Source organism: Falsiroseomonas sp. HW251 (assembly GCF_050563545.1).
Lineage (GTDB): Bacteria > Pseudomonadota > Alphaproteobacteria > Acetobacterales > Acetobacteraceae > Falsiroseomonas.
This window is the reverse complement of record NZ_JBNXUM010000004.1, coordinates 57,877-77,756: the sequence shown is the minus strand read 5'-3', so window position 1 is coordinate 77,756 and position 19,880 is coordinate 57,877. Positions and strand designations below refer to the sequence as shown.

The 19,880-nt window shown below is 71.2% G+C and carries 20 protein-coding genes; 7 read left to right on the top strand and 13 right to left on the bottom strand.

Annotation, left to right across the window (positions count from 1 at the left end; all coding sequences use genetic code 11):
- The first annotated feature begins 214 nt into the window (after positions 1-214).
- The 5 genes from clpS (at position 215) to ACLF3M_RS05715 (ending at position 5,690) form a co-directional block, all read left to right on the top strand.
- Positions 215-556 carry an ATP-dependent Clp protease adapter ClpS gene (clpS, locus tag ACLF3M_RS05735; RefSeq protein WP_430655903.1) on the top strand — a complete coding sequence of 114 codons (342 nt, stop codon included), beginning with the start codon at positions 215-217 and terminating at the stop codon, positions 554-556.
- 195 nt (positions 557-751) lie between these two features.
- Entirely contained in the window at positions 752-3,103 is a 2,352-nt protein-coding gene (gene clpA, locus ACLF3M_RS05730) for an ATP-dependent Clp protease ATP-binding subunit ClpA (RefSeq protein WP_430655902.1), read from the top strand.
- 95 nt (positions 3,104-3,198) lie between these two features.
- Positions 3,199-3,540 (top strand): carboxymuconolactone decarboxylase family protein, encoded by a 342-nt coding sequence (locus ACLF3M_RS05725; RefSeq protein WP_430656146.1) that lies wholly within the window; start codon positions 3,199-3,201, stop codon positions 3,538-3,540.
- A gap of 293 nt (positions 3,541-3,833) precedes the next feature.
- Entirely contained in the window at positions 3,834-5,201 is a 1,368-nt protein-coding gene (locus tag ACLF3M_RS05720) for a trypsin-like serine peptidase (RefSeq protein WP_430655901.1), read from the top strand.
- A 6-nt stretch (positions 5,202-5,207) separates the two neighbouring features.
- Positions 5,208-5,690, top strand: coding sequence for a carboxypeptidase-like regulatory domain-containing protein (locus ACLF3M_RS05715; protein ID WP_430655900.1), 483 nt, complete (start codon positions 5,208-5,210; stop codon positions 5,688-5,690).
- 34 nt (positions 5,691-5,724) lie between these two features.
- Here the strand turns inward: ACLF3M_RS05715 and ACLF3M_RS05710 are convergent, their stop codons facing one another.
- Genes ACLF3M_RS05710 through ACLF3M_RS05695 form a run of 4 tightly spaced genes read right to left on the bottom strand, consistent with a single transcriptional unit; the run spans position 5,725 to position 9,546 of the window.
- Positions 5,725-6,561 (bottom strand): alpha/beta hydrolase, encoded by an 837-nt coding sequence (locus ACLF3M_RS05710; protein ID WP_430655899.1) that lies wholly within the window; start codon positions 6,559-6,561, stop codon positions 5,725-5,727.
- Positions 6,558-7,439 carry a polyphosphate kinase 2 family protein gene (locus ACLF3M_RS05705; protein ID WP_430655898.1) on the bottom strand — a complete coding sequence of 294 codons (882 nt, stop codon included), beginning with the start codon at positions 7,437-7,439 and terminating at the stop codon, positions 6,558-6,560. Before ACLF3M_RS05705 ends, ACLF3M_RS05710 begins: the two co-directional genes overlap by 4 nt.
- Positions 7,439-8,677 (bottom strand): MFS transporter, encoded by a 1,239-nt coding sequence (locus tag ACLF3M_RS05700; RefSeq protein WP_430655897.1) that lies wholly within the window; start codon positions 8,675-8,677, stop codon positions 7,439-7,441. Before ACLF3M_RS05700 ends, ACLF3M_RS05705 begins: the two co-directional genes overlap by 1 nt.
- Positions 8,674-9,546 carry an endonuclease/exonuclease/phosphatase family protein gene (locus tag ACLF3M_RS05695; protein WP_430655896.1) on the bottom strand — a complete coding sequence of 291 codons (873 nt, stop codon included), beginning with the start codon at positions 9,544-9,546 and terminating at the stop codon, positions 8,674-8,676. Before ACLF3M_RS05695 ends, ACLF3M_RS05700 begins: the two co-directional genes overlap by 4 nt.
- Before the next feature lie 67 nt (positions 9,547-9,613).
- Between ACLF3M_RS05695 and ACLF3M_RS05690 the strand changes: the two genes are divergently transcribed.
- Positions 9,614-10,279, top strand: coding sequence for a hypothetical protein (locus tag ACLF3M_RS05690; protein ID WP_430655895.1), 666 nt, complete (start codon positions 9,614-9,616; stop codon positions 10,277-10,279).
- 3 nt (positions 10,280-10,282) lie between these two features.
- Here the strand turns inward: ACLF3M_RS05690 and ACLF3M_RS05685 are convergent, their stop codons facing one another.
- From ACLF3M_RS05685 to ACLF3M_RS05670, 4 genes are read right to left on the bottom strand one after another with little or no spacing between them, the layout of a single operon-like run.
- Positions 10,283-12,283, bottom strand: coding sequence for a DNA/RNA helicase domain-containing protein (locus ACLF3M_RS05685; RefSeq protein WP_430655894.1), 2,001 nt, complete (start codon positions 12,281-12,283; stop codon positions 10,283-10,285).
- Position 12,284: 1 nt separating this feature from the next.
- Complete coding sequence (locus ACLF3M_RS05680; protein WP_430655893.1) at positions 12,285-12,686, bottom strand: DUF350 domain-containing protein; 402 nt, start codon at positions 12,684-12,686, stop codon at positions 12,285-12,287.
- Positions 12,687-12,719: 33 nt separating this feature from the next.
- Positions 12,720-13,838, bottom strand: a complete 1,119-nt coding sequence (locus ACLF3M_RS05675; RefSeq protein ID WP_430655892.1) for a glutathionylspermidine synthase family protein — start codon at positions 13,836-13,838, stop codon at positions 12,720-12,722.
- A gap of 3 nt (positions 13,839-13,841) precedes the next feature.
- A complete protein-coding gene (locus tag ACLF3M_RS05670; RefSeq protein WP_430655891.1) occupies positions 13,842-14,261 on the bottom strand; it encodes a hypothetical protein in 420 nt (139 codons plus the stop codon).
- A 238-nt stretch (positions 14,262-14,499) separates the two neighbouring features.
- On the opposite strand from ACLF3M_RS05670, the gene ACLF3M_RS05665 reads away from it, so the two are divergent.
- Positions 14,500-15,309, top strand: a complete 810-nt coding sequence (locus ACLF3M_RS05665; RefSeq protein WP_430655890.1) for a YsnF/AvaK domain-containing protein — start codon at positions 14,500-14,502, stop codon at positions 15,307-15,309.
- Positions 15,310-15,325: 16 nt separating this feature from the next.
- Here the strand turns inward: ACLF3M_RS05665 and ACLF3M_RS05660 are convergent, their stop codons facing one another.
- The 5 genes from ACLF3M_RS05660 to ACLF3M_RS05640 all read right to left on the bottom strand — a co-directional run bounded on the left by ACLF3M_RS05660 (position 15,326) and on the right by ACLF3M_RS05640 (position 19,853).
- The gene (locus ACLF3M_RS05660) at positions 15,326-16,207 is read right to left on the bottom strand and encodes a DMT family transporter (protein WP_430655889.1); all 882 of its coding nucleotides are present in this window, start codon (positions 16,205-16,207) and stop codon (positions 15,326-15,328) included.
- A gap of 10 nt (positions 16,208-16,217) precedes the next feature.
- Positions 16,218-17,189 (bottom strand): Bug family tripartite tricarboxylate transporter substrate binding protein, encoded by a 972-nt coding sequence (locus tag ACLF3M_RS05655; RefSeq protein ID WP_430655888.1) that lies wholly within the window; start codon positions 17,187-17,189, stop codon positions 16,218-16,220.
- 113 nt (positions 17,190-17,302) lie between these two features.
- Positions 17,303-18,121, bottom strand: coding sequence for an alpha/beta fold hydrolase (locus ACLF3M_RS05650; RefSeq protein ID WP_430655887.1), 819 nt, complete (start codon positions 18,119-18,121; stop codon positions 17,303-17,305).
- A gap of 66 nt (positions 18,122-18,187) precedes the next feature.
- Positions 18,188-19,351, bottom strand: coding sequence for a GNAT family N-acetyltransferase (locus tag ACLF3M_RS05645; RefSeq protein WP_430655886.1), 1,164 nt, complete (start codon positions 19,349-19,351; stop codon positions 18,188-18,190).
- A 37-nt stretch (positions 19,352-19,388) separates the two neighbouring features.
- Positions 19,389-19,853, bottom strand: a complete 465-nt coding sequence (locus ACLF3M_RS05640) for a RidA family protein (RefSeq protein WP_430655885.1) — start codon at positions 19,851-19,853, stop codon at positions 19,389-19,391.
- Positions 19,854-19,880 lie beyond the last annotated feature (27 nt).

The following is a 19,880-nucleotide window of genomic DNA, read 5'->3' as shown; positions in this document are numbered from 1 at the left end:
ACGGGGTGGCTGGCCGGGCCTTCTGTTTTTCCGGCAGGTCCACGGGAAAGCTCGCGGTCACCTTCCGTGTGGAAGATCGCGTCAAGGCCTTCACTCGGGGCCCGGCGCTCCGATATCCTGCGTCATGGCCCCTCGGGGGGCGATCATCTTCCGGCCCGGCCGCCAGCGGCCGACAACCGGGCAAGGGCGACCAGCGGGGCGCAGCCAGGCGGGCATGAGCGACACCGACAAGCGTAACGGGACGGGCGGCGGGGGCGAGAACCCCAACACCGGCGTCGTGGTCAAGGCGAGGCCGAAGACCCGCAAGCCGTCCATGTACAAGGTCCTGATGCTGAACGACGACTACACGCCCATGGAGTTCGTCGTTCACGTGCTGGAGCGCTTCTTCGCGAAGACCCGCGAGGAAGCCACCCGCATCATGCTGCATGTGCACCGCCGGGGCGTCGGGGTCTGCGGAGTCTACACCTATGAGGTCGCCGAGCATAAGGTGACCCAGGTCATGGACCTGGCGCGGCAGAACCAGCACCCGCTCCAGTGCACCATCGAGAAGGAGTGACGCGCGGAAGGTTCAACCCGCGCGGTCCACGACTTGCTAGGATATCAGCGACTCGCCGTCTGGGCGTGCACGGGGCGAATGCCACGAATGATGGCAGGCCCCCTGTCGCAGGGGGGAGGGAGAGACCACATGAGGGCAACCCCGGTCGGGGCGGTCCGTTGACCGCCCCGGCCATCCGTTAGGGAGCGTCTACCCATGCTGTCCCGCAATCTCGAGCAGACGCTCCACCGCGCCCTCGGCCTCGCCAACGAGCGCCGGCACGAATACGCGACGCTCGAGCATCTTCTCCTTGCCCTCGCCGACGACACCGACGCCGCCACGGTCCTCAGGGCCTGCGGCGTGGATGCCGAGAAGCTGAAGCGCGATCTCTCCGAATTCCTCGACAAGGACCTGGCCGGCCTGGTCAGCGACCGCGCGGGCGACGCCAAGCCCACCGCGGGCTTCCAGCGCGTCGTCCAGCGCGCCGCGATCCATGTCCAGTCCTCCGGCCGCGACGAGGTGACGGGCGCCAACGTCCTCGTCGCCCTGTTCTCCGAGCGCGAGAGCCACGCCGTCTATTTCCTGCAGCTCCAGGACATGACCAGGCTCGACGCCGTCAACTTCATCTCCCACGGCATCGCCAAGGCGCCGGGCCGTAGCACCACGCGCCCCGTGCAGGGCACGCCGACCTCCAGCCAGGAGGAGAGCCAGGAAAAGGAAGAGAAGCCCCAGCGCGGCGGCCGCGGCCAGGACGCGCTGTCCAACTATTGTGTCAACCTCAACAAGAAGGCGCAGCAGGGCAAGATCGATCCGCTCATCGGCCGCGACAGCGAGATCGAGCGGACCATCCAGATCCTCTGCCGCCGCACCAAGAACAACCCGCTCTATGTCGGCGATCCCGGCGTCGGCAAGACCGCGATCGCCGAGGGCCTGGCCAAGCGCATCGTCGAGGGCGACGTCCCCGAGGTGCTGCTGAAATCCACGATCTATGCCCTCGACATGGGCAGCCTGCTCGCCGGCACCCGCTACCGCGGCGACTTCGAGGAGCGGCTGAAGGCCGTGGTGAACGAGCTGGAGAACCAGCCGGGCTCCGTGCTCTTCATCGACGAGATCCACACCGTGATCGGCGCCGGCGCGACCTCGGGCGGCGCGATGGATGCGTCGAACCTGCTGAAGCCCGCGCTCGCCCAGGGCACGCTGCGCTGCATCGGCAGCACCACCTACAAGGAATACCGCAACTACTTCGAGAAGGACCGTGCCCTGGTCCGCCGCTTCCAGAAGATCGACGTCAACGAGCCGACGGTCGAGGATGCGGTGAAGATCCTGCAGGGCCTCAAGACCAACTACGAGAAGCACCACAAGGTCCGCTACACGCCGGAGGCCATCAAGGCCGCTGTCGAGCTCAGCGCGAAGTACATCCACGACCGGAAGCTGCCGGACAAGGCGATCGACGTGATCGACGAGGTCGGCGCGTCGCGGATGCTTCTGCCGGAGAACAAGCGCCGGAAGACCGTCACGCTGAAGGACGTCGAGGAGATCGTCGCGAAGATCGCGCGCATCCCACCGAAGTCGGTCAGCGCCGACGACAAGGAGACGCTCAAGAACCTCGAGCGCGACCTCAAGGCGATGGTCTTCGGCCAGGACAAGGCGATCGAGGCGCTGTCCGCCGCGATCAAGCTCTCCCGCGCCGGCCTGCGCGACCCCGAGAAGCCGATCGGCAACTACCTCTTCGCCGGGCCCACCGGCGTCGGCAAGACCGAAGTCGCGAAGCAGCTCTCCAAGACGCTCGGCATCGAGCTGATCCGCTTCGACATGTCGGAATACATGGAGCGGCACAGCGTCAGCCGACTGATCGGCGCGCCGCCGGGCTATGTCGGCTTCGACCAGGGCGGCCTTCTGACCGACAGCATCGACCAGCATCCGCATTGCGTGCTGCTGCTCGATGAGATCGAGAAGGCGCACCAGGATCTCTACAACATCCTGCTGCAGGTGATGGACCACGGGAAGCTGACGGACCACAACGGCAAGACCGTCGATTTCCGCAACGTCATCCTGATCATGACGACCAATGCGGGCGCGGCGGACCTCGCCAAGCCCACCATCGGCTTCGGGCGGGAGACGCGCGTGGGCGAGGACCAGGAGGCGATCCAGCGCCTGTTCACGCCGGAATTCCGCAACCGGCTCGACGCCGTCATCTCCTTCGCCGGCCTCGGCCCGGAGATCGTGGCGCGCGTCGTGGACAAGTTCGTCATGCAACTCGAGGCGCAGCTCGCCGACCGCAACGTGACGATCGAGCTGTCCAGCGCAGCGCGCGAATGGCTTGCCGAGAAGGGCTACGACCCGCTCTACGGCGCGCGCCCGCTGGCCCGCGTCATCCAGGAGCACATCAAGAAGCCGCTCGCGGAGGAACTGCTCTTCGGCAAGCTCACCAAGGGCGGCGCGGTGAAGGTCGGGCTGAAGGACGGCGCGCTGACCTTCGACTACATCGAGACGCCGCCCCCGGCGCTGCCGAAGCCCGAGGAGGGCGAGGGCGACGCACCGGAACGCGAGCCCGAGACGGCGGAGTAACCCCGCGGCGCCTGCCGCGAAGACCTGGAAGGCGCGGCTCCCGCGGGGGCCGCGCCTTCTTCATGAAGGGGACCGGGATGACGACCGACACGCGGATCGAGGACTGGGACAACTACAACGCCGGCCTGCGTGCGCGTGGCAAGGAGCTCTCCGCGCTGCACCCCGAGCTGATGAAGGGCTACGGCGCGCTGGCCCGCGGCGCGGCGACCACGAAGCATCTGGATGCGAAGACGCGGGAGCTGATCGCGCTGGCGGTCGCGATCACCACGCGCTGCGAAGGCTGCATCGACGCCCACACGCGCAAGGCGAAGGCCGCGGGCGCCACGAAGGAGGAGATCGCCGAGGCGCTCGGCGTCGCCATCGCGCTGAATGCCGGCGCGGCGCTGACCTATTCGCTGCACGTGCTGGATGCGGTGGACGGGACGGGGCAGGGCTGACCGGGCGCGCATGCCGGTGCCGCGGAGGCTCCCGGCACCGCCTTGCCGGGCCCGGCAACCGATGACGCGCCTCGCCGCCGCGAGTGGTCGATAGGGACCGGCTGACGGCTCCCGCGAGCGAAGCGACGGAAGGGCGGAGCCGCATGGCGTGTGGGAATTTCCGAACGCCGGTTTTCGCCGTTCCTTCGCAAGATCGCGGTTGAAACCGTATACAATCGAGGCGTAGCGTCCCGCCCGCCGAAGTTGTGCCGATGCCGGAAGCACAGCTTTCGCGAGTGCAGAGGAGAATGCGGATGAGCACGACCTATGCGCGTGAACGTATTGAATTCGAAACGGATCAGGAAGCCGCGGACACCACGGCGCCTGAAGCGGCCGCCGATTTCGGCACCTCCGAAACCGGCGACGAGAGCGCTGCCTCGGAAGCGGATGACCGCGTCGGCCATGAGCGCATGAGCAATGCCGGCACGACCGGCGGATCCCCCGCGCAAGGCAACGAGGGTGGCCTCGATTCCGAATCCGCCGCCCTGGAGGCCGGCGAGGAATCGGAGTTCGAGACCGACACCGAATGGAGCCCCGAAAGCCGCTTCCCCGGCACGGAGAACGAGTCCGCCGAGGCCGTGGTGGACGCCTTCTTCGCCGAGGCGGCGTCCAATCCCGAGGAAGCGCAGGAATTCCTCCCGATCCTCGCCGCCCTCGCCCCGGTCATCGCCTCGGCCGTGCCGGCCCTGATCGGCGCCTTCGGCAACAAGGGCGCGCCGGCACCTCGCCCGCCCGGCGCGCCGCGGCCGCCCATGGCCGGCAAGCCGCCCCAGGCGCTGGCGCAACTCAGCCAGGCCGCGCGGCTCCTGCTGAACGCGCCGGGCCTGCCGCCGGCGCTCAAGCCGCTGCTCCAGCAGATCCTCGCACGGCGCGAGGTGAGCGAGGCGGAGGCGATGGGCGGTGCGGACGAGACCGATCCCGTCGATGCGCTCCAGCGTGCCGCGCAGGTCGCCGAGGTCGTGATCGGCGTGGACGACCGCCGCCGCGTCACGCCCACCACCTCGACACCCTGGAACCGCGTCGCCCATCTGCGCATCCGCGCGTCCAACGGGCAGCTCTTCCTCGGTACCGGCTTCTTCATCAACAAGCGCACCATCGCCACGGCCGGACACTGCGTCTTCATGCCGAGCCAGGGCGGATGGGCGAAGGAGATCACGGTGACGCAGGGCCGGGATGCCGCCGCGACCCCCTACGGGACGGTCACCGCCAACAGCTTCCGCACGGTGCGCGGCTGGGCTGTCGGGCGCAGGCGGGAATACGACTATGGCGCGATCATCCTGCCGCGCAGCTACACCCAGCGCGCCAGCAGCTTCGGCTTTGCCGCCTTTGGCGATTCCGAGCTGCGGGGGCGCAAGCTCAACCTTGCGGGCTATCCCGGTGACAAGCCCTCGGGGACCTTGTGGTACCATGGCCGCGTGGCGACGAAGGTCTCGGACCGCGTGATCACCTACGACATCGACACCGCCGGCGGGCAGTCCGGCTCGCCGGTCTGGGTACGTTCGGGCAGCGCGCGGACGGTGGTGGGCATCCACACCAACGGCGCGGTGTCGGGCAACTCCGCCACGCGGATCACCCGGCCCGTCTTCGGCAACCTCATGGCCTGGCGCCAGGAAGGGGAGTGAGCCGCGGTGGCCGACACGCGTCGCGGCATGGCGGGCGCGCAGCGGCCTGACCCGTCGCGCCGCGGGCCGCCGGCGAACGATCCGCGGCCGTCGCCGGGCCGCGGGCGCCTGCTCGGCCGTGTCATCGAGGAGGCCGGCCGGCCGGTGGCCGGGGCGCAGGTTATCATCGCCTCCGGCCCCGTTCATGCCGACCTCGGCATGGAGACCGGCGACGATGGGCGCTTCGACTACGGCGCGCTCGAGGCCGGTCGCTACCTGCTGACGGTGCATGCGCCGGGCTTCCAGCCGAGCCGCGCGGACATCCGGGTGATGCCGGACCTCCGGGCGGAGACGGTGATCGTGCTGCGTCGGGCCGGCCTGCCGAAGGGCCGCGGGCCGGCTCCGCAGCCGGAGCCGCCGCGCGACGGCGGGCGCGGCGCCCCGGGCGGCGGCCGGTGGGTGGCGCCGGAGGCGCCGCCCGACCCGGACGATGGCTGGGAGAGTGCCTGAACGGGGGCCCGCGCGTCCGCCAGGCGCGCGGGCTTCACCCCCGACGCAGGAAGTCCAGCGCGGCGTGCCAGGCAGCCCCCGCGCCAGGGCCGAAGTGCCGCGCCGGCGCCGCAAAGGACAGCATCGGCGCGATATGCCCCGCGCCCGGCACCATCACCAGCCGAACCTCCCGCCCCGCGCGCGCCATCGCGGCGGCGAGCCTTTCGCTGTGGAATGGCCCGACCACCGTGTCCGCGGTCCCATGCACCAGCAGCAGCGGCGGCGCGCCCGCCAGCATCGCGGGATCGGGCATCGCCTGGATCATGCCACCCGGCGCCGCGGCGAAGATGCTGCGCACCGGCTCGTCATCCGGCTGCCAGGCGATCGGCGCCGAGACCAGCACGCCGCCCGCCAGCACATCGCGCGCGCACCCCGCCGCCGCCAGCCAGCGCGGATCGAGCGCGACCGCCGCCGCGATGAAGCCGCCGGCCGAATGCCCCATGACGAAAAGCGGCCCCTGCGGCACGCCCGCATCGCGCGCGGCCTCGCCCCGCAGCCAGGCGATCGCGGCGGCGCCGTCGTGCAGGAAATCCGGCCAGCGCCCCTGCGGCCAGAGGCGGTAGTCCGGCAGCGCGACCGCCACTCCCTCCTGCGCCAGCGACCGCGCGAGGAAGCCGTAGTGCCGGCGCGATCCCACCTGCCACGACCCGCCGTGGAAGAAGACGACCAGCGGCGTCGCCGGCGTCGCGCGCTTCGGCAGCACAAGGTCGAGCTTCGCCCGGCCATGCCCGGCATAGCGCAGCCCCCGCAACTCGCGCCCCGCGCGCGGCGTCGCCAGGCCGGCCAGCCGCATCGGCAGGCCGGAGGCCAGCAGGCGCCCGAAAAGGCTCAAGCCAGGAGCTTCTCCTTCGCCTCCACCAGCCCGCGGCGGTCGGCGTCGCTGAGCTCGGGGTAGGACAGGTTCAGCCCCTCCATCGCGCGCGCGATGGCCGCGGCGACGACGAGCCGCGTGAACCACTTGCGGTCGGCGGGTACCACGTACCACGGCGCATGCGGCGCGGCGGTGGCGCGGATCGCCTCCTGGTAGGCCTTCTGGTACTCGTCCCAATGCTCGCGTTCCTGCACGTCCGCGGCGCTGAACTTCCAGTTCTTCTCGGGCTCCTCGATGCGGGCGAGGAAGCGCTTGCGCTGCTCCTCCGGCGAGACGTGGAGGAAGAACTTCAGGACGACCACGCCCTGCCGCGCGAGGTAGCGCTCATAGGCCGCGATGTCCTCCAGCCGCTCGTCGAAGATGCGCTTGGTGACCAGCGAGGGCGGCAGCTTCTGCTTCGCCAGGATGGTGGGATGCACGCGCACCACCAGCACCTCCTCGTACCAGGACCGGTTGTGGATACCGATCTGGCCGCGCTGGGGCAGCCATTGCTGGTGCCGCCAGAGGAAATCGTGGTCGAGCTCCGTCGAGTTCGGCGCCTTGAAGCTCGCGACGTGGCAGCCCTGCGGGTTCACGCCGGAGAAGACGTGCTTGATCGCGCTGTCCTTGCCCGCCGCGTCCATCGCCTGGAACAGGCACAGCACCGACCAGCGGTCCTGGGCATAGAGCTTGTCCTGCATGTCAGCCAGGTACTGGACGCCCTTGGCCAGCATCTCGGCCGCGCCGTCCTTCTCGAGCTCGATCCCGCCGGTGTCCCCGGGCTTGTGGTCCTTCAGCCGGAAGCCCTTGCCGTGCTCCACGCGGTAGCGCGCGAGCAGCTTCTCCGTCGCCTTGTCCATCAGCGCCTCACCTGCCGTTCCGGGTCCGGGCGCAGCATCCAGGCGACGGTTCCCGCCTGCAAGGCCAGCGTGAGCGCGAGCGCCCATCCGTAGCCCGCGCTGGCCCAGCCGCCTGCCGCTGCGCGGGGCCAGAGATCCAGGATCCAGCCGATCGCGTTCTGCAGCAGGACGACCATGGCCAGCATCGCGACGTTGATCGCGGTCGCGACACGCCCCGCGAGTTCCGGCCCGAAGCGCTGGCCGATCACGGCATAGCCGGTCGGCCCCGCCGAGCCGAACAGCGCAAAGGCGAACCACAGCGCGCAGAGCGTCGCCCCGCCATGCGAGGGATCGAGGATCAGCAGCGCCTGGACCGTCATCATCCCCGCGATCGCGACGGCGGGCATCGCCATGGGCGGCCAGCCCCGCCGCTGCAGGATGGACGACGCCTGGCCGAACCCCGCGCTGCCCGCCATCAGCCCGAGCGCGTAGAAGAACAGCGTCGTGGCGCGCCCCGGCTCGTCCAGCCCGCCGACGTCGCGCAGCCAGGGCCCGGCCCAGAGCCCCTGGTAGGTGAAGTTCATCGCGGACAGCAGGGCGATCGCCGGCGCCAGCCTCAGGAAGGCGCGGTGGCGGAAGATGCGCCCGAACTCCAGCGCCTCCTGCGACAGGCGGCGCGGCGCCGGGCGCGGCCCCGGCCCGCGATCCGGCACCGAGACCCAGATCCACAGCGCGACGCAGGCCGCCAGCGCCGCCAGCAGCACGAAGACGCCGCGCCAGCCGATCGCGGGGATCAGGAAGGCAGCGGGGATCGTCGCGGCGAGCGAGCCGAAGGACCCGCAGAACACGCCCCATCCCGTCACCCCGGCGACGCGGTCCCTGGGGTACCACTGCGAGTTCACCTTCAGCATCGCGATCAGCCCCGCCGCGACGCCGACGCCCGTAACGACGCGCCCCGCTGCCAGCATCAGCGGCCCCGTCGCAGCGGCGCAGAGCAGGAAGCCCGCCGCGGCAACGAGGGAGAGCGTCGCCTGCACGCGCCGCGCGCCCCAGACATCAACCGCCACGCCGACCGGCAGCTGCGCCGCCGCATAGGCCGCGAAGAACATCGCGGCGAGCAGCCCGAGCCCGCTGGCCGACAGCGCGAACTCGATCGCGAGCAGCGGCCCGATCGTCGCGACGAGCGTGCGCGAGGCCTGGTTGACGAAGTTCTGGCCCGAAAGAGGGAGCGTGAGGCGTGCGAAGGACGGCGTCGTCACGGAATCCGCAGCCGCACGCTGGTCGGGCAGTGGTCCGACAGCCGGTCGCGCCAGGCCCGTTCGCGCTCGGCATAGACCAGCACCGAGAGGCTGCCCGGCACCAGCCACTCCCGCGCCGCGCCGCCCAGCAGGACGTGGTCGATGAAGGCCCGGCCGCCGCGCGCATCGGACCAGCAGGGTGTGGAGAAGCCCGCGGTCGGACGTGCGATCGGGGCGGCGTCCTCGACCACGCGAAGGAAGTCGTCGCCCGGCGCCATGCGGCGGTTGAAGTCGCCGAGGATCGCGAAGGCCATGCCCTCGCGCCGCCGCGCCTCGGCCCAGCGCGCGATGATCTCGGCCTGGCGCCGCAGCCCCTGGCATTCCGGGGGACCGCGATCCAGCGCATCCTCGCGGCAGCCCGCATTCAGGTGCACCGACAGCAGCCGCAGCCGCGCGCCGCCCGGCAGCTCCACCGTGATGTCGGCGCCGCGTCGGAGGCTCCGCCGCGCGCCGGCGCGGATGTCGAGCTCCGCCAGGTCGGGGTTCGCGGTGAAGCGCAGCGCGCGCCGCACGGCGAAGCCCGGGCGCTGGACGTCATCCTCGTCGGTCAGGTGGAAGGCATAGGCGTTTGCGTCGAAGATGCGCGCGGCCGCGCGCTCCCCGTCGATCTCCTGGATCGCGACGACATCGGCGTCCAGCCGCCGCGCATAGCCCTGCAGCAGCCGCCAATCCCCGGGGGATCGAGCGCGGAACTCGCGCGGCAGGTCGGGATCGCCGGTCGGGCGCAGCGTCGCCCAGGCGATGTTCCAGGTCGCGAGCTTGATCTCGGCCGCCGCCGGCCAGGCCAGCAGCAGGCAGAGCATCAGCGGCAGCAATCGGATCGGAGGCACCCCGGCTTTCTCGTCTTCCCCGGCCGGCTTGGCAATGCGAGGCTGCGCCGCGAAGGGGGATCCCGCCATGCGCGCTGTTCTCGTCGCGGTTCTGCTGGCGCTCGGCCTGCCGGCCCTGGCACAGGGCACGAAGGACGCGCCCCCGGGGCAGGCAGCGCCGCCGTCCCAGCCCCAGGCCCAGGCACCGGCGCCGGCGCCGGGCCAGCGCACGCCGATGGCCATCGTCACGGCCCTTCCGCAGGAGATCCTGGGCTTCCGGCGCGATGGCGATCCCGTGGACTACGAAAGCCGCTCGCCGGGCCTCGGCGCATCGGTGAACTACCGCAGGATCGGCGGGGCGGGGCTGGTCACGGTCTATGTCTATGACGGCTACACCCCGCCGCGGCGCCTGGCCGATGGCGTGCGGGCCGAGGAGGTGGCGGCGCATCTGCGCAGTGCCGGCAACGAGATCGTGCAGGCCGCGCAGCAGCGCGGCACGAAGCTGACGGGACCGGTGGAGGTCGCTGCCGCGCCGGGCCCGACCGGCCAGCCCGCGATGCGCTGCCAGCGCTGGGGCATGCTGCTCGACAACGGCGAGACCGCGGAGAGCCATCTCTGCCTCGGCGTGCTGCAGGGGCGGCTTCTGAAGCTGCGGGTGACGCAGCCGCCGGTGCCCGCGACGCGCGACGCGGAGGTCGCGGCCTTCGGCGCGGCGGTGGTGCGGGCGTTGGTGGGGGCTCCGGGCGGGAAGTAGGCGTCAGAGCAGCGCAGGGGCCTCGGCCGCGACGGGCTCCTGGGTGTCCTCGACAGACCTTGCACCGGCGGCCAGCAGCAGGTCGGCGATCTCATCGAACGCGGCGGCGTCGCGCGTCGGGTCATGGAAGGAATCCCCGGCGCGGCTGCCGCGCGGCACCCAGATCACGGTCTCGTAGCGCGCCCGGGTCAGCAGCACGCGATAGGTATTCAGGATGTGGCGCCGCTCCTCCGCGTTGCGGACAGTCTGCCAGGCCGTGCCCGCGAAGCGCCGCTGCTCCCAGCCCTGCCGCCACAGCATGTCGCCGCCCCAGGCCAACCCGACCACGTCGAGCTCCAGCCCCTGGCAGTCATACTCCGTCGCGAAGGTCTCCAGCGCCTCGGAGGACCGCACGTCGTCCGGCCATCGCCGCAGGAACCAGTCGGCAACATCCTCCGCCTGCACGCCGAGGCCGTCGGCACGCAGGCGCTTGGCGCCCGCGGAGGCGACCAGCCCCGAACGGCGGCGGCCCCGCGCCAGGCGACGCAATGCGCGTCGCAGCGCATCGAGCTCGCGCGTGACCAGGAAGGGCAGGGCGGGCGCGGCGTCCGCGATGGCGCGCGCCTCCGCGACCTCGCCGCGCAGCAGCGCGTCCACCCAGGCTGCGCCGGCGGCGTCGCGCACGCTGCGCACCGGCACGGTCAGGTCGAGGTCGTCGTCGCGGTCGAGGCACTCCGGCCAGCCCTCGGCGAGGCGCTGCACGGGATCTGCCGCGCCCACCGCGCGGGGCGGTGCGACCGCGCGCCAGTTGCCGTTCGACGCCGCGACGCAGTCGCCCCATTCGCGCAAGCCCGCCTCGCCGGTGTTGATCTCCTGGCCGTTCCCGATCAGGGCGACGACCACTGCCCAGCCCTCGTGCCGCGCCATGATCTCCAGCGTGTGCGCGGGCTCGCTCATCGTCAGGCGCGACGGCTTGTTGCGCGTGCCGAGCCGCGCCTTCGCCTGATCCCAGGCGCGCTGCGCCTCGTCGAAGACGATCAGCCGGTCCGGCGGCGCGCGGTGCTGCGGGTCCGTCGCGCAATCCTCGAGGAAGCGGTGCACGTTCTGAAGCCGCGTCCTGGCGCGCCGCACGGCTTCGTCGCGCCTGCATTCCCTGCGCTCGACGGCGTCGTTGACCAGGGCGGCGCGCAGCACCTCGACCAGCGGGACATTTCCCGTGAGGAACGCGCTGTCGGCCTGGCCGAAGACTGCGTTCAGCCCGCACAGCGTCTTGCCTGCGCCGGGGATGCCGGTCACGACCACCAGGCGCTTGTCGCGGGCGGCCTGCGCGGCGCGCACCGAGCGGCGGATCGCCTCGGTGGTGCGCGTCAGGTTCACCGTGTCGGCACGCGCCTGCGCGATCTCCGCCACGCCGTTGCGGACATAGAGCATCGTCGCGGCCTCGATGATCGTCGGCACCGGGCGATAGTCGGCCGCGAGCCACGCCGCGCCGTCCAGCGGCCTTGCCGCAGCTGGCAGCTCGGCCTGGATCCAGCGGAACAGCGCGGCCAGCGACGCGTGGCCGCAGGCCAACGTCTCCGTCGGGTTCGGCGGCAGCAGCCAGGGCTGCACGGGCGGCACGAAGGGCGTATCGCCCGCGACCAGCACCGGCACGATGACATGCCGGCGGCTGCCGGCATGGAAGTCGCGGAGGTCGAGCGCGTAGTCCTCGGCCTCGGCCTTCATCGCGTTGGTCGGGTCGCCCGTCTTGAACTCGATCGCGAGGATCGCGCGGTCGGTCAGCACCACCGCGTCGATGCGCTTCTCAAGCCGCAGCAGGTCGTATTCCAGCGCGACGGTCCAGGCGTCGCCGCCCGCCGTCGCTATTGCGTCGCGGAGCGCGGAGACCTGGCGATCCCAGGCGAATTGCTGGTCGGCCGCGCCGGGCAGTCCTTTGGCCTGCTGCGCCCCGGCGAGCCGCCCGACCGTATCGGCGACCTCGCGCCGGATCAGATCGGCGCCGCTGCAGTGAAACCAGGCGCGCAACTCAGGTGGACAGGCACGCCGCGTTCAGCAGCCCCACGCTCACTGCCACCGCCGCGCGCAGCGTCGCACCCGCCATGTGGCCTTCCTCCAGCGCCTCGCGCTGGTTGCCGCCGAGCAGCTTGCCCATCGCGAAGAAGCAGGCCAGCTGCACCGCCAGCGCGACGACGCCCCACACCACCGCGTCCACGATGTTGATCGAATGCGAGAGCGCCGAGGCGATCGGTAAGCAGAAGCCCAGCATCGCGCCGCCGAAGGTGACCGCCGCCGCCGTGTTCCCCGCGCGGATCAGCGACAGCTCGTCATGCGGCGTGATGCGCATGAAGATCCACATCGACGCGACCAGCATCGCGATCCCCGCGACGAAATAAGCCAGGAATCCCGGCAGGGTGGCGAGGCTCGTCATGTCGGTCCGGTCCCCCAGATGGAAGCGAGATCGCTATTCGAAGTAGTGCGGCACGAAGCGGCTGGTGTCGCGCGTGATCGGCGTCGCGTCCTCGCGGATGCCGATGCCCGCGGCCTGGCCCGCGATCACCCAGCTCCCCACCACGGGATAGCGCCCGTCGAATTTCGGCAGCTCGGCATAGGCCTGCCAGACGCGCGGCTGATCGGCATAGGGCCCGTCCGTTTCCGCCATCCCCGGCGCGAGCACGTTCGAACCCTCCCGGCCCCAGATCGGCTTCGAGACCTCCGGCCGCCCCGTCTTGCCCGGCTCCAGGAAGGCCGGCAGGAGGTTCGGGTGGTCCGGGAACAGGTGCCACAGCAGCGACAGGAAGGCCTTGGACGACGGCACCAGCCGCCAGGCCGGCTCGATCCAGCGCGTGCGTGCCTTCGGGATGTTGGCGCCGAACTGCTCGCGCAGCAGCCAGTCCCAGGGATAGAGCTTGAAGATCGCCGCGATCTCGACCTCGTCCAGGTCGCGGAAGCTCGTGCCGTTCCAGCCGATCTCGTCCATGTAGAGGAAGCGCGCGTCGATCCCCGCCTGCATCGCGGTGTCGCGGAGGTAGTCCACCGTGCCCTTGTCCTCGTCGCTGCCGCGCGCGCAGCAGAAATGCACGGGGTTCGGCAGCTCCATGGTCGGCCAGGCCGCGATCAGCTTCTCATGGATGGAGTTGAACTGGTCGGCCTGCGGCCCGCCGGTGGCGATGCGGCTTTCCAGCCATTCCCACTGCACCACCGCGGCCTCGAACAGCGCGGTCGGCGTGTCGGCGTTGTATTCCAGCAGCTTCGGGGGACCGACGCCGTCCCAGCGCAGGTCGAAGCGGCCGTAGATCGAGGGCTCGCCGCGCCCCCAGCTCGCCTTCACCAGCGCCCAGGCGCCGCTGGGAATGCCGAGCGGGCCGTTCAGGTCCTTCTCGATGGCATGCGCAGCCGCCTGCAGGCAGAGCCGCTCCAGCTCCTCCGTCGCGGCTTCCAGCCGATCCACCTGCTCGGCGGTGAAGACGTAGCAGGCCGTCTCGTCCCAATAGGGCTCGCCCGCGATCTCGGCGTAGGAGAAGCCGAGACGCCGCGCATGCTCGCGCTGGTCCGGCCGGGGATCGAGACGCAGGCGGCGCATGGATCAGGAGCCCGAGGAGGAGCCGTGCGACGAGGCCGTGGCGCCGAAGCCGCCGCGGCTGCTGCTCGACGAGCTCGACGAGCTGCTCGATCCGCTGTCCGATGACGAACGGCCGGAGAACCAGCTGCCGGTATAGGCGCTGCCGCTGCTGCCGTAGCTCCGCCCGAAGAACCAGGGGAACCAGCCGCCGCCGCCGGAGTGGTAGGTCCGGCCACTGCTGGACGACGTAGAGGACGACGACGACGTCCCCACCTGCGAGCAGAGCTCCATCGCATTCGGAAGGTTCTGCTGCTTCGCCTGTTCGCAGGCGAATCGCCGCGTCTGGTCGTTGACCTGCGGCGGGGGCGCGGATTCTCCGCAGGCCGTCATGGCGACGAGCCCGCCGCCGAGCAGCACGAGACGCAGGACACGGGTGCGCTTCATGGACGGTAGCGTAACATGCCGGCCATGCGACTTCGATAGCCCACTGTGTTGCGCGTGTTGCGGCCCGCCATGGTGACGTCGAGATTTCGCGCTTCCTTCTCGCAACCCTCGGCCCCTCCGCGCCCTTATTGTGCAGTGCGGCATAGATGGCGGACGGCCCTTCGGGCCGGCGTCTCCGCACCGGCCCCGGACCTGCTGCGGTCCCGGCCATCATTTGAGTCAGCACAAGGGGACAGCAATGTCGGAATTCATCACGCCGCGCGAAGCGCGGGCGCTGGGCGGAGCCATGGGTCGTGCGGCGGGCAGCTTCGGCCGGGCCACGGAACGTGCCGAGGGCGTCGCGCAACAGGCGACCCAGCGCGCCATGGGTACCGCGATCGACACCGCGATGGCCACCAGCCGTGCCTGGTTCGACCTGATGCTGCGCATGCAGCGCGCCTCGCTCGCCTCGCTCTCGGTCTACAGCCCGCACCACGACGTCAGCATCTCGACGCCCGAGCTGCATGAAGGGCAGGAGGCGAACGTGCTGCAGCTCGGCGAGGAGAGGCTGAATGTCGGCACGCGCACCGTGCCCGGCAACGTCACGCGCATCCGCCGCCGCGTCGTCGCCGCGCCGGTCGAGCAGGAAGTCACGCTGCGCGACGAGCATGTCGTGGTGGAACGCCGCCCGGCCGGCCAGGCCGGCGCGCCGGAAGGCGTGCTGACGGAGACCATCGTCGAGATGCGCGACAGCACCCAGGTCGCTGAGGCCTGGAAGAGCGTGCATGTCGCCGAGGAGGTCGTGCTCCGCCGCGAGGTGACGGAGCGCAGGCAGCGCGTGCGCGAGACGCTGAAGCGCGACGTGCTCGAGGTCGAGCAGGACAACCGCGATCAGCACCGCGCCGAGGCCGCCGTGGGGCGTGCGATCGAAGGCAGCGTCGCCGAGGCCGCGCGCCGGGCCGAGACCGAGGCGCGTGCCGAGCAGTCCAGGGAGTCCGAGGACGAGCGGCGCCGCCGCGAGGCGCCGAAGGACCACGGCCCGCAGGGCGGCCCTGGCCGCAAGGGCTGACGGGGCAGGGCGGGCCTCAGGGCCCGCCCCGCTTCCGCGTCGGCCAGGTCGCCAGGAGCAGGCTGCCCGTCAGCAGGACGAAGCCCGCGGCGTGCACGCTGGTGAAAGGCTCGTTCAGCACGAAGACCGCGACGGCAGCGGCGGTCGCCGGCAGGAAGGCCGTGAAGACGCCGGCGATCCCCGCCGGCACGCGCTTCATCGCGGCATACCACAGCAGCAGGCAGAGCACGCTGCTCGTCAGGCTGTGGAAGACCAGCAGCGCGGCGACGGGGAAGGACGCCAGCGCGCCGACCGCGCCCAATCCCGGTAGCGCCAGCGGCAGCAGCATCACGAGGGAGAAAAGCTGCATCCAGAAGCTCGCGGTGACGACCGGCACCTCGCCCGCGATGCGGCGCGCGAGCAGGACATACATCGCCTCGCCGCAGACGCCGGCGAAGACCAGCAGGTTGCCGAGCGCGCTGCCGTGCCCGTCGGCCGCCACGCGCGCCAGGACCAGCGCCCCCATGCCGAAGGCCGCCAGCGCGACGGCCGCCCATTGCCGTGCCGGCAGCCTCTCCCGCAGCCAGGCCGCGCCGCCGACCGCGACGACGGCGGGCAGCGTCGCCAGGATCAGCCCGGCCTCCAGCGCCGTGGTCAGGCGCAGCCCCGCGAGCAGCGCGAGGTTGTAGAGCAGCGTGCCGAACAGCGCCTGCAGCGCCAGGTTCCAGAGGCCCCGCGGCGCGGCGCGCAGCCCGCCTTCCATCGCGCGCGCCAGCGGCAGCAGCACGATCACGGCGAGGGCGCAGCGCAGCGCCAGGATCAGCGCGACCGGCAGGCTGTCGGCGAGCAGCTTGGCGACGGCGACATTGGCGCCGACCAGCGCCATGGACAGCGCGAGCTGTGAATAGGCGAGGAGCATGGGGTGCAGTCTATTCCGGCGGGATGCCGGCGCGGCGCAGCACCTCGGCCCAGCGCGCGTAATCCTCCGCCATGACGCGCGCGAAGCCGTCGGGCCCGGCCTCGCGCATACCGAAGCCGGCCGCCGCCAGCCGCGTCCGCAGCGCGGGATCGCGGAAGGCCGTGGCGAGGTCGCCCGCGAGCTGGGCAACGAGGTCGGGCGCCATGCGCGGTGGTGCCTGGATGCCGAACCAGCTGCCGGCCTCGTAGCCGGGATAGCCCTGCTCGGCGATGGTCGGGACATCGGACAGTTCCGGCCAGCGCCCCGAGCCGGTGGTGCCGAGGGCGATCTCGCGCCCATCCGCGATGGCGGGCTTCGCCAGCAGCATGGACTGGAAGGCCGCGCGCACCTCGCCGTTCAGCACCGCGGCCTGGGCCAGCGCGGCGCCGGTGTACTGGACATGGGTGAATTCGATCCCCGCCATCTGCGCCAGCAGCAGGGCCGCGAGATGCGGCGTGTTGCCGATGCCCGACGAGGCCATGGTGACGTCGCCGGGATGCGCGCGCGCGTAGTCCACGAAGGCGGCCAGGCTGCGCGCGGGCATCGAGGGTGTCACCACAAGCACGACGGGATACTCCGCCATCAGCAGCAGCGGCGTGAAGTCGCGCAGCGGATGGTAGGGCAGGCGCGCGAAGAGCCCCGCCGACTGCACCTGCGCGGAGGTGCCGAGCAGCAGCACAAGCCCGTCCGGCGCGGCCCGCGCGACGTATTCCGCCGCGATGTTGCCGCCCGCGCCGGGCCGGTTCTCCACCGCGACGGGCTGCCGCCAGAGCAGCGACAGCCGCTCCGCCATCAGCCGCGCCAGCACGTCCGTTGCCCCACCCGGCGCGAAACCCGAGACGATGCGCACAGGCCGCGACGGAAAGCGCGGCTGCGCCTGCGCGACGGCCGGCAGGGCCAGCGCGACCAGGCTGCGGCGAAGCAGGGACGGGGGCGTGCTCACGACAGGCCGGACCCTACCCCGGAAGCTGCCCCCGCCAGAAGACGCTGGCCTCGCATGCCGGACGGGCCGATTCAGACCTCCGGGCCTCGTGGCCCTGCGGTCATCGGGCCGTCTCAGCCCTGCCCGAGGAAGTCCAGCATCAGCCGGTTGAGCTCGTCCGCATGCGTCGCCGCGAAGCCGTGCGGCGCGCCCGCGATCACCTCGAGCCGCGCGTTGCGCAGCATCCTGGCCGCGCGCCTCGCGGAACCGTCGATCGGCACGATCTTGTCGGCGTCGCCATGCGCGACCAGGACGGGGATGTCGATCCTTGCGAGGTCGGCCGAGAAATCGGTCTCGCCGAAGGCGGTGACGCAGCGCTCGGTCGCGAGTGGCGAGGCCGCCCAGGCGATCCACTTGCTGAAATGCACGAGCTCCCCGCCGCCGAGCCATTGGCCGTAGAAGGAGGGGAAGAAGCTGTCGAGGAAGGCGAGCCGGTCCTCCCGCAGCTTGGCCTTCATCTGGTCGAGCACGGCGCGGTCGACGCCATCGGGGTTGTCGGCCGACTTCACCACCGAGGGCGTCACCGCGCCGAGCAGCATCGCCTGGCGCACGCGATGGCTGCCGTAGCGGCCGAGATAGCGCGCGACCTCGCCGCCACCCATCGAGAAGCCCACCAGCGCGGCGTCGCGCAGGTCGAGCGTTTCCATGAGCACCTGCAAGTCGTCGGCGAAGCTGTCGTAGTCGTAGCCGCCGCCGGGCTTGCCCGACTGGCCGAAGCCGCGGCGGTCATAGGCGATGACGCGGTAGCCCGCCTCGACCAGCGGGCTGAACTGCTTCTCCCACATGCGGTGACTGAGCGGCCAGCCATGGATCAGGACGACGGGGCGGCCCACTCCCATCTCTTCATAGTGGATCTCGGTGGCGTGGGGGGGGTCGGTGGTGACTCGGGGCATGGAGGGGTCCTTCGCGGCGGAATAGCCGCGCCCCCCGAAAGCGTGGGAACCGGAAGGGTTGCCGGCCTATTCCTCAGCGCCACGTTTGAAGGGCGACAGCTCCGACAATTCGGCGATGTTGCGCAGCATCGCCGGCCGCTCGCGCGCCAGGAAATCGGCCACCGCGTTCGACAGCCCGCGATGCGCGATCCAGTGCGCGGAATAGGTCGGCACGGGAAGATAGCCGCGCTGGATCTTGTGCTCGCCCTGCGCGCCGGCCTCGACACGGGGCAGGCGGTGCTCGATCGCGAAGTCGATTGCGCGGTAGTAGCAGAGCTCGAAATGCAGAAAGGGCGCGTCCACCACCGCCCCCCAGTTCCGGCCGTACAGCGCCTCGTCGCCCAGCAGGTTCAGCGCGCCGGCCACGGGCTCTCCGTCCTGCTCGGCCACCATCAGCACGACGCGGTCGCCGAGCGCCTGGCCCAGCAGCGGCCAGAAGCGCGGCGTCAGATACGCGCTGCGGCCCCATTTCTTGTCGGTGGTCGCCTTGTAGAAGCGGTGGAAGGCCTTCCAGTGCCGCTCCGTGATCTCGTGTCCGCGCAGCGTCTTCAGGACATAGCCGCCGGTCTCGGCATCGCGGCGCTCGCGCCTGATCTGCTTGCGCTTGCGCGACGCGAGCGCGCCGAGGAAGTCGTCGAAGGTGCCGTAGTTGTCGTTCGACCAGTGGAACTGCGTGCCGATGCGCTGCAGCCAGCCGGCTTCGCCGAGCGCCGTCCATTCGTATTCCGTGCAGAAGGTCGCGTGGACCGAGGAAAGGTCGAGCTGCCTGCAAGCCTGCACCAGCCCCTGCGCCAGCGCGTCCACGCGCAGCCCCGACGCCGGATGCACCAGCAGCCGCGGCCCCGGCACCGGGCTGAAAGGCGCGCAGACCTGGAGCTTGGGGTAGTAGCTGCCGCCCGCGCGCTCATACGCGTCGGCCCAGCCATGATCGAAGACGTACTCGCCCTGACTGTGCGACTTCGCATACATCGGCGCGCAGGCCAGCAGCGCACCCTTCGCGTCGCGCAGCGCGGCGTGCTGCGGCAGCCATCCGCTGCGCCCGCCGACCGATCCGGATTCCTCGAGCGCCGCGAGGAAAGCGTGGCTGACGAAAGGATTTCCCGAGTCGGCGCAGGCATCCCAGTCAGCGGCCGGGATCTCCGCCACCGACCGGTGCAGCGTCAGGCTGAGCTCAGGGCCGCTGTCGGGCATGGGCGTCAGGTTGGGCCGTCCGCCCCCGGCACAAGGCTCACTCGATCTCGAACATGCCCTCGACCTCGACGGCGGAATCCATGGGAAGAGACGGGCAGCCCACTGCGGCACGCGCATGCTTGCCCTTCTCCCCGAACACCGCGACGGCCAGGTCCGACGCCCCGTTGATGACGGCGGGATGCTGCGTGAAGTCCGGCGTGCAGGCCACGAAGCCGCCGAGCCGCACTACGCGCTTCACCTTGTCGAGCTCCCCGACGGCCGCCTTCACCTGCGCCATGAGGTTGATGAAGCAGAGCCTCGCCGCGCGCTGTCCGTCCTCGATGGACACCCCGGCGCCGAGCTTCCCGGTGACCGCGACCTTGCCGCCCTCGAGCGGGATCTGGCCGGAGACGACGACGAGCTTCCCCACGACGTTGAACCCGATGTAGTTCGCGACGGGCGCGGCCGGCGTCGGCAGCGTGATCCCGAGTTCAACCAGCTTCGCCTCGATCGCGCCGGCCATGGCAATTCCCCTTGCTTCCGAAGTGCC

Excerpts from the sequence above, each read along its gene's own strand:
- clpS (WP_430655903.1), top strand. The coding sequence starts at position 215 with ATGAGCGACACCGACAAGCGTAACGGGACGGGCGGCGGGGGCGAGAAC.
- clpA (WP_430655902.1), top strand. The coding sequence starts at position 752 with ATGCTGTCCCGCAATCTCGAGCAGACGCTCCACCGCGCCCTCGGCCTC.
- ACLF3M_RS05720 (WP_430655901.1), top strand. The coding sequence starts at position 3,834 with ATGAGCACGACCTATGCGCGTGAACGTATTGAATTCGAAACGGATCAG.
- ACLF3M_RS05705 (WP_430655898.1), bottom strand. The coding sequence starts at position 7,439 with ATGGACAAGGCGACGGAGAAGCTGCTCGCGCGCTACCGCGTGGAGCAC.
- ACLF3M_RS05690 (WP_430655895.1), top strand. The coding sequence starts at position 9,614 with ATGCGCGCTGTTCTCGTCGCGGTTCTGCTGGCGCTCGGCCTGCCGGCC.
- ACLF3M_RS05680 (WP_430655893.1), bottom strand. The coding sequence starts at position 12,686 with ATGACGAGCCTCGCCACCCTGCCGGGATTCCTGGCTTATTTCGTCGCG.
- ACLF3M_RS05675 (WP_430655892.1), bottom strand. The coding sequence starts at position 13,838 with ATGCGCCGCCTGCGTCTCGATCCCCGGCCGGACCAGCGCGAGCATGCG.
- ACLF3M_RS05670 (WP_430655891.1), bottom strand. The coding sequence starts at position 14,261 with ATGAAGCGCACCCGTGTCCTGCGTCTCGTGCTGCTCGGCGGCGGGCTC.
- ACLF3M_RS05665 (WP_430655890.1), top strand. The coding sequence starts at position 14,500 with ATGTCGGAATTCATCACGCCGCGCGAAGCGCGGGCGCTGGGCGGAGCC.
- ACLF3M_RS05660 (WP_430655889.1), bottom strand. The coding sequence starts at position 16,207 with ATGCTCCTCGCCTATTCACAGCTCGCGCTGTCCATGGCGCTGGTCGGC.
- ACLF3M_RS05650 (WP_430655887.1), bottom strand. The coding sequence starts at position 18,121 with ATGCCCCGAGTCACCACCGACCCCCCCCACGCCACCGAGATCCACTAT.
- ACLF3M_RS05645 (WP_430655886.1), bottom strand. The coding sequence starts at position 19,351 with ATGCCCGACAGCGGCCCTGAGCTCAGCCTGACGCTGCACCGGTCGGTG.
- ACLF3M_RS05640 (WP_430655885.1), bottom strand. The coding sequence starts at position 19,853 with ATGGCCGGCGCGATCGAGGCGAAGCTGGTTGAACTCGGGATCACGCTG.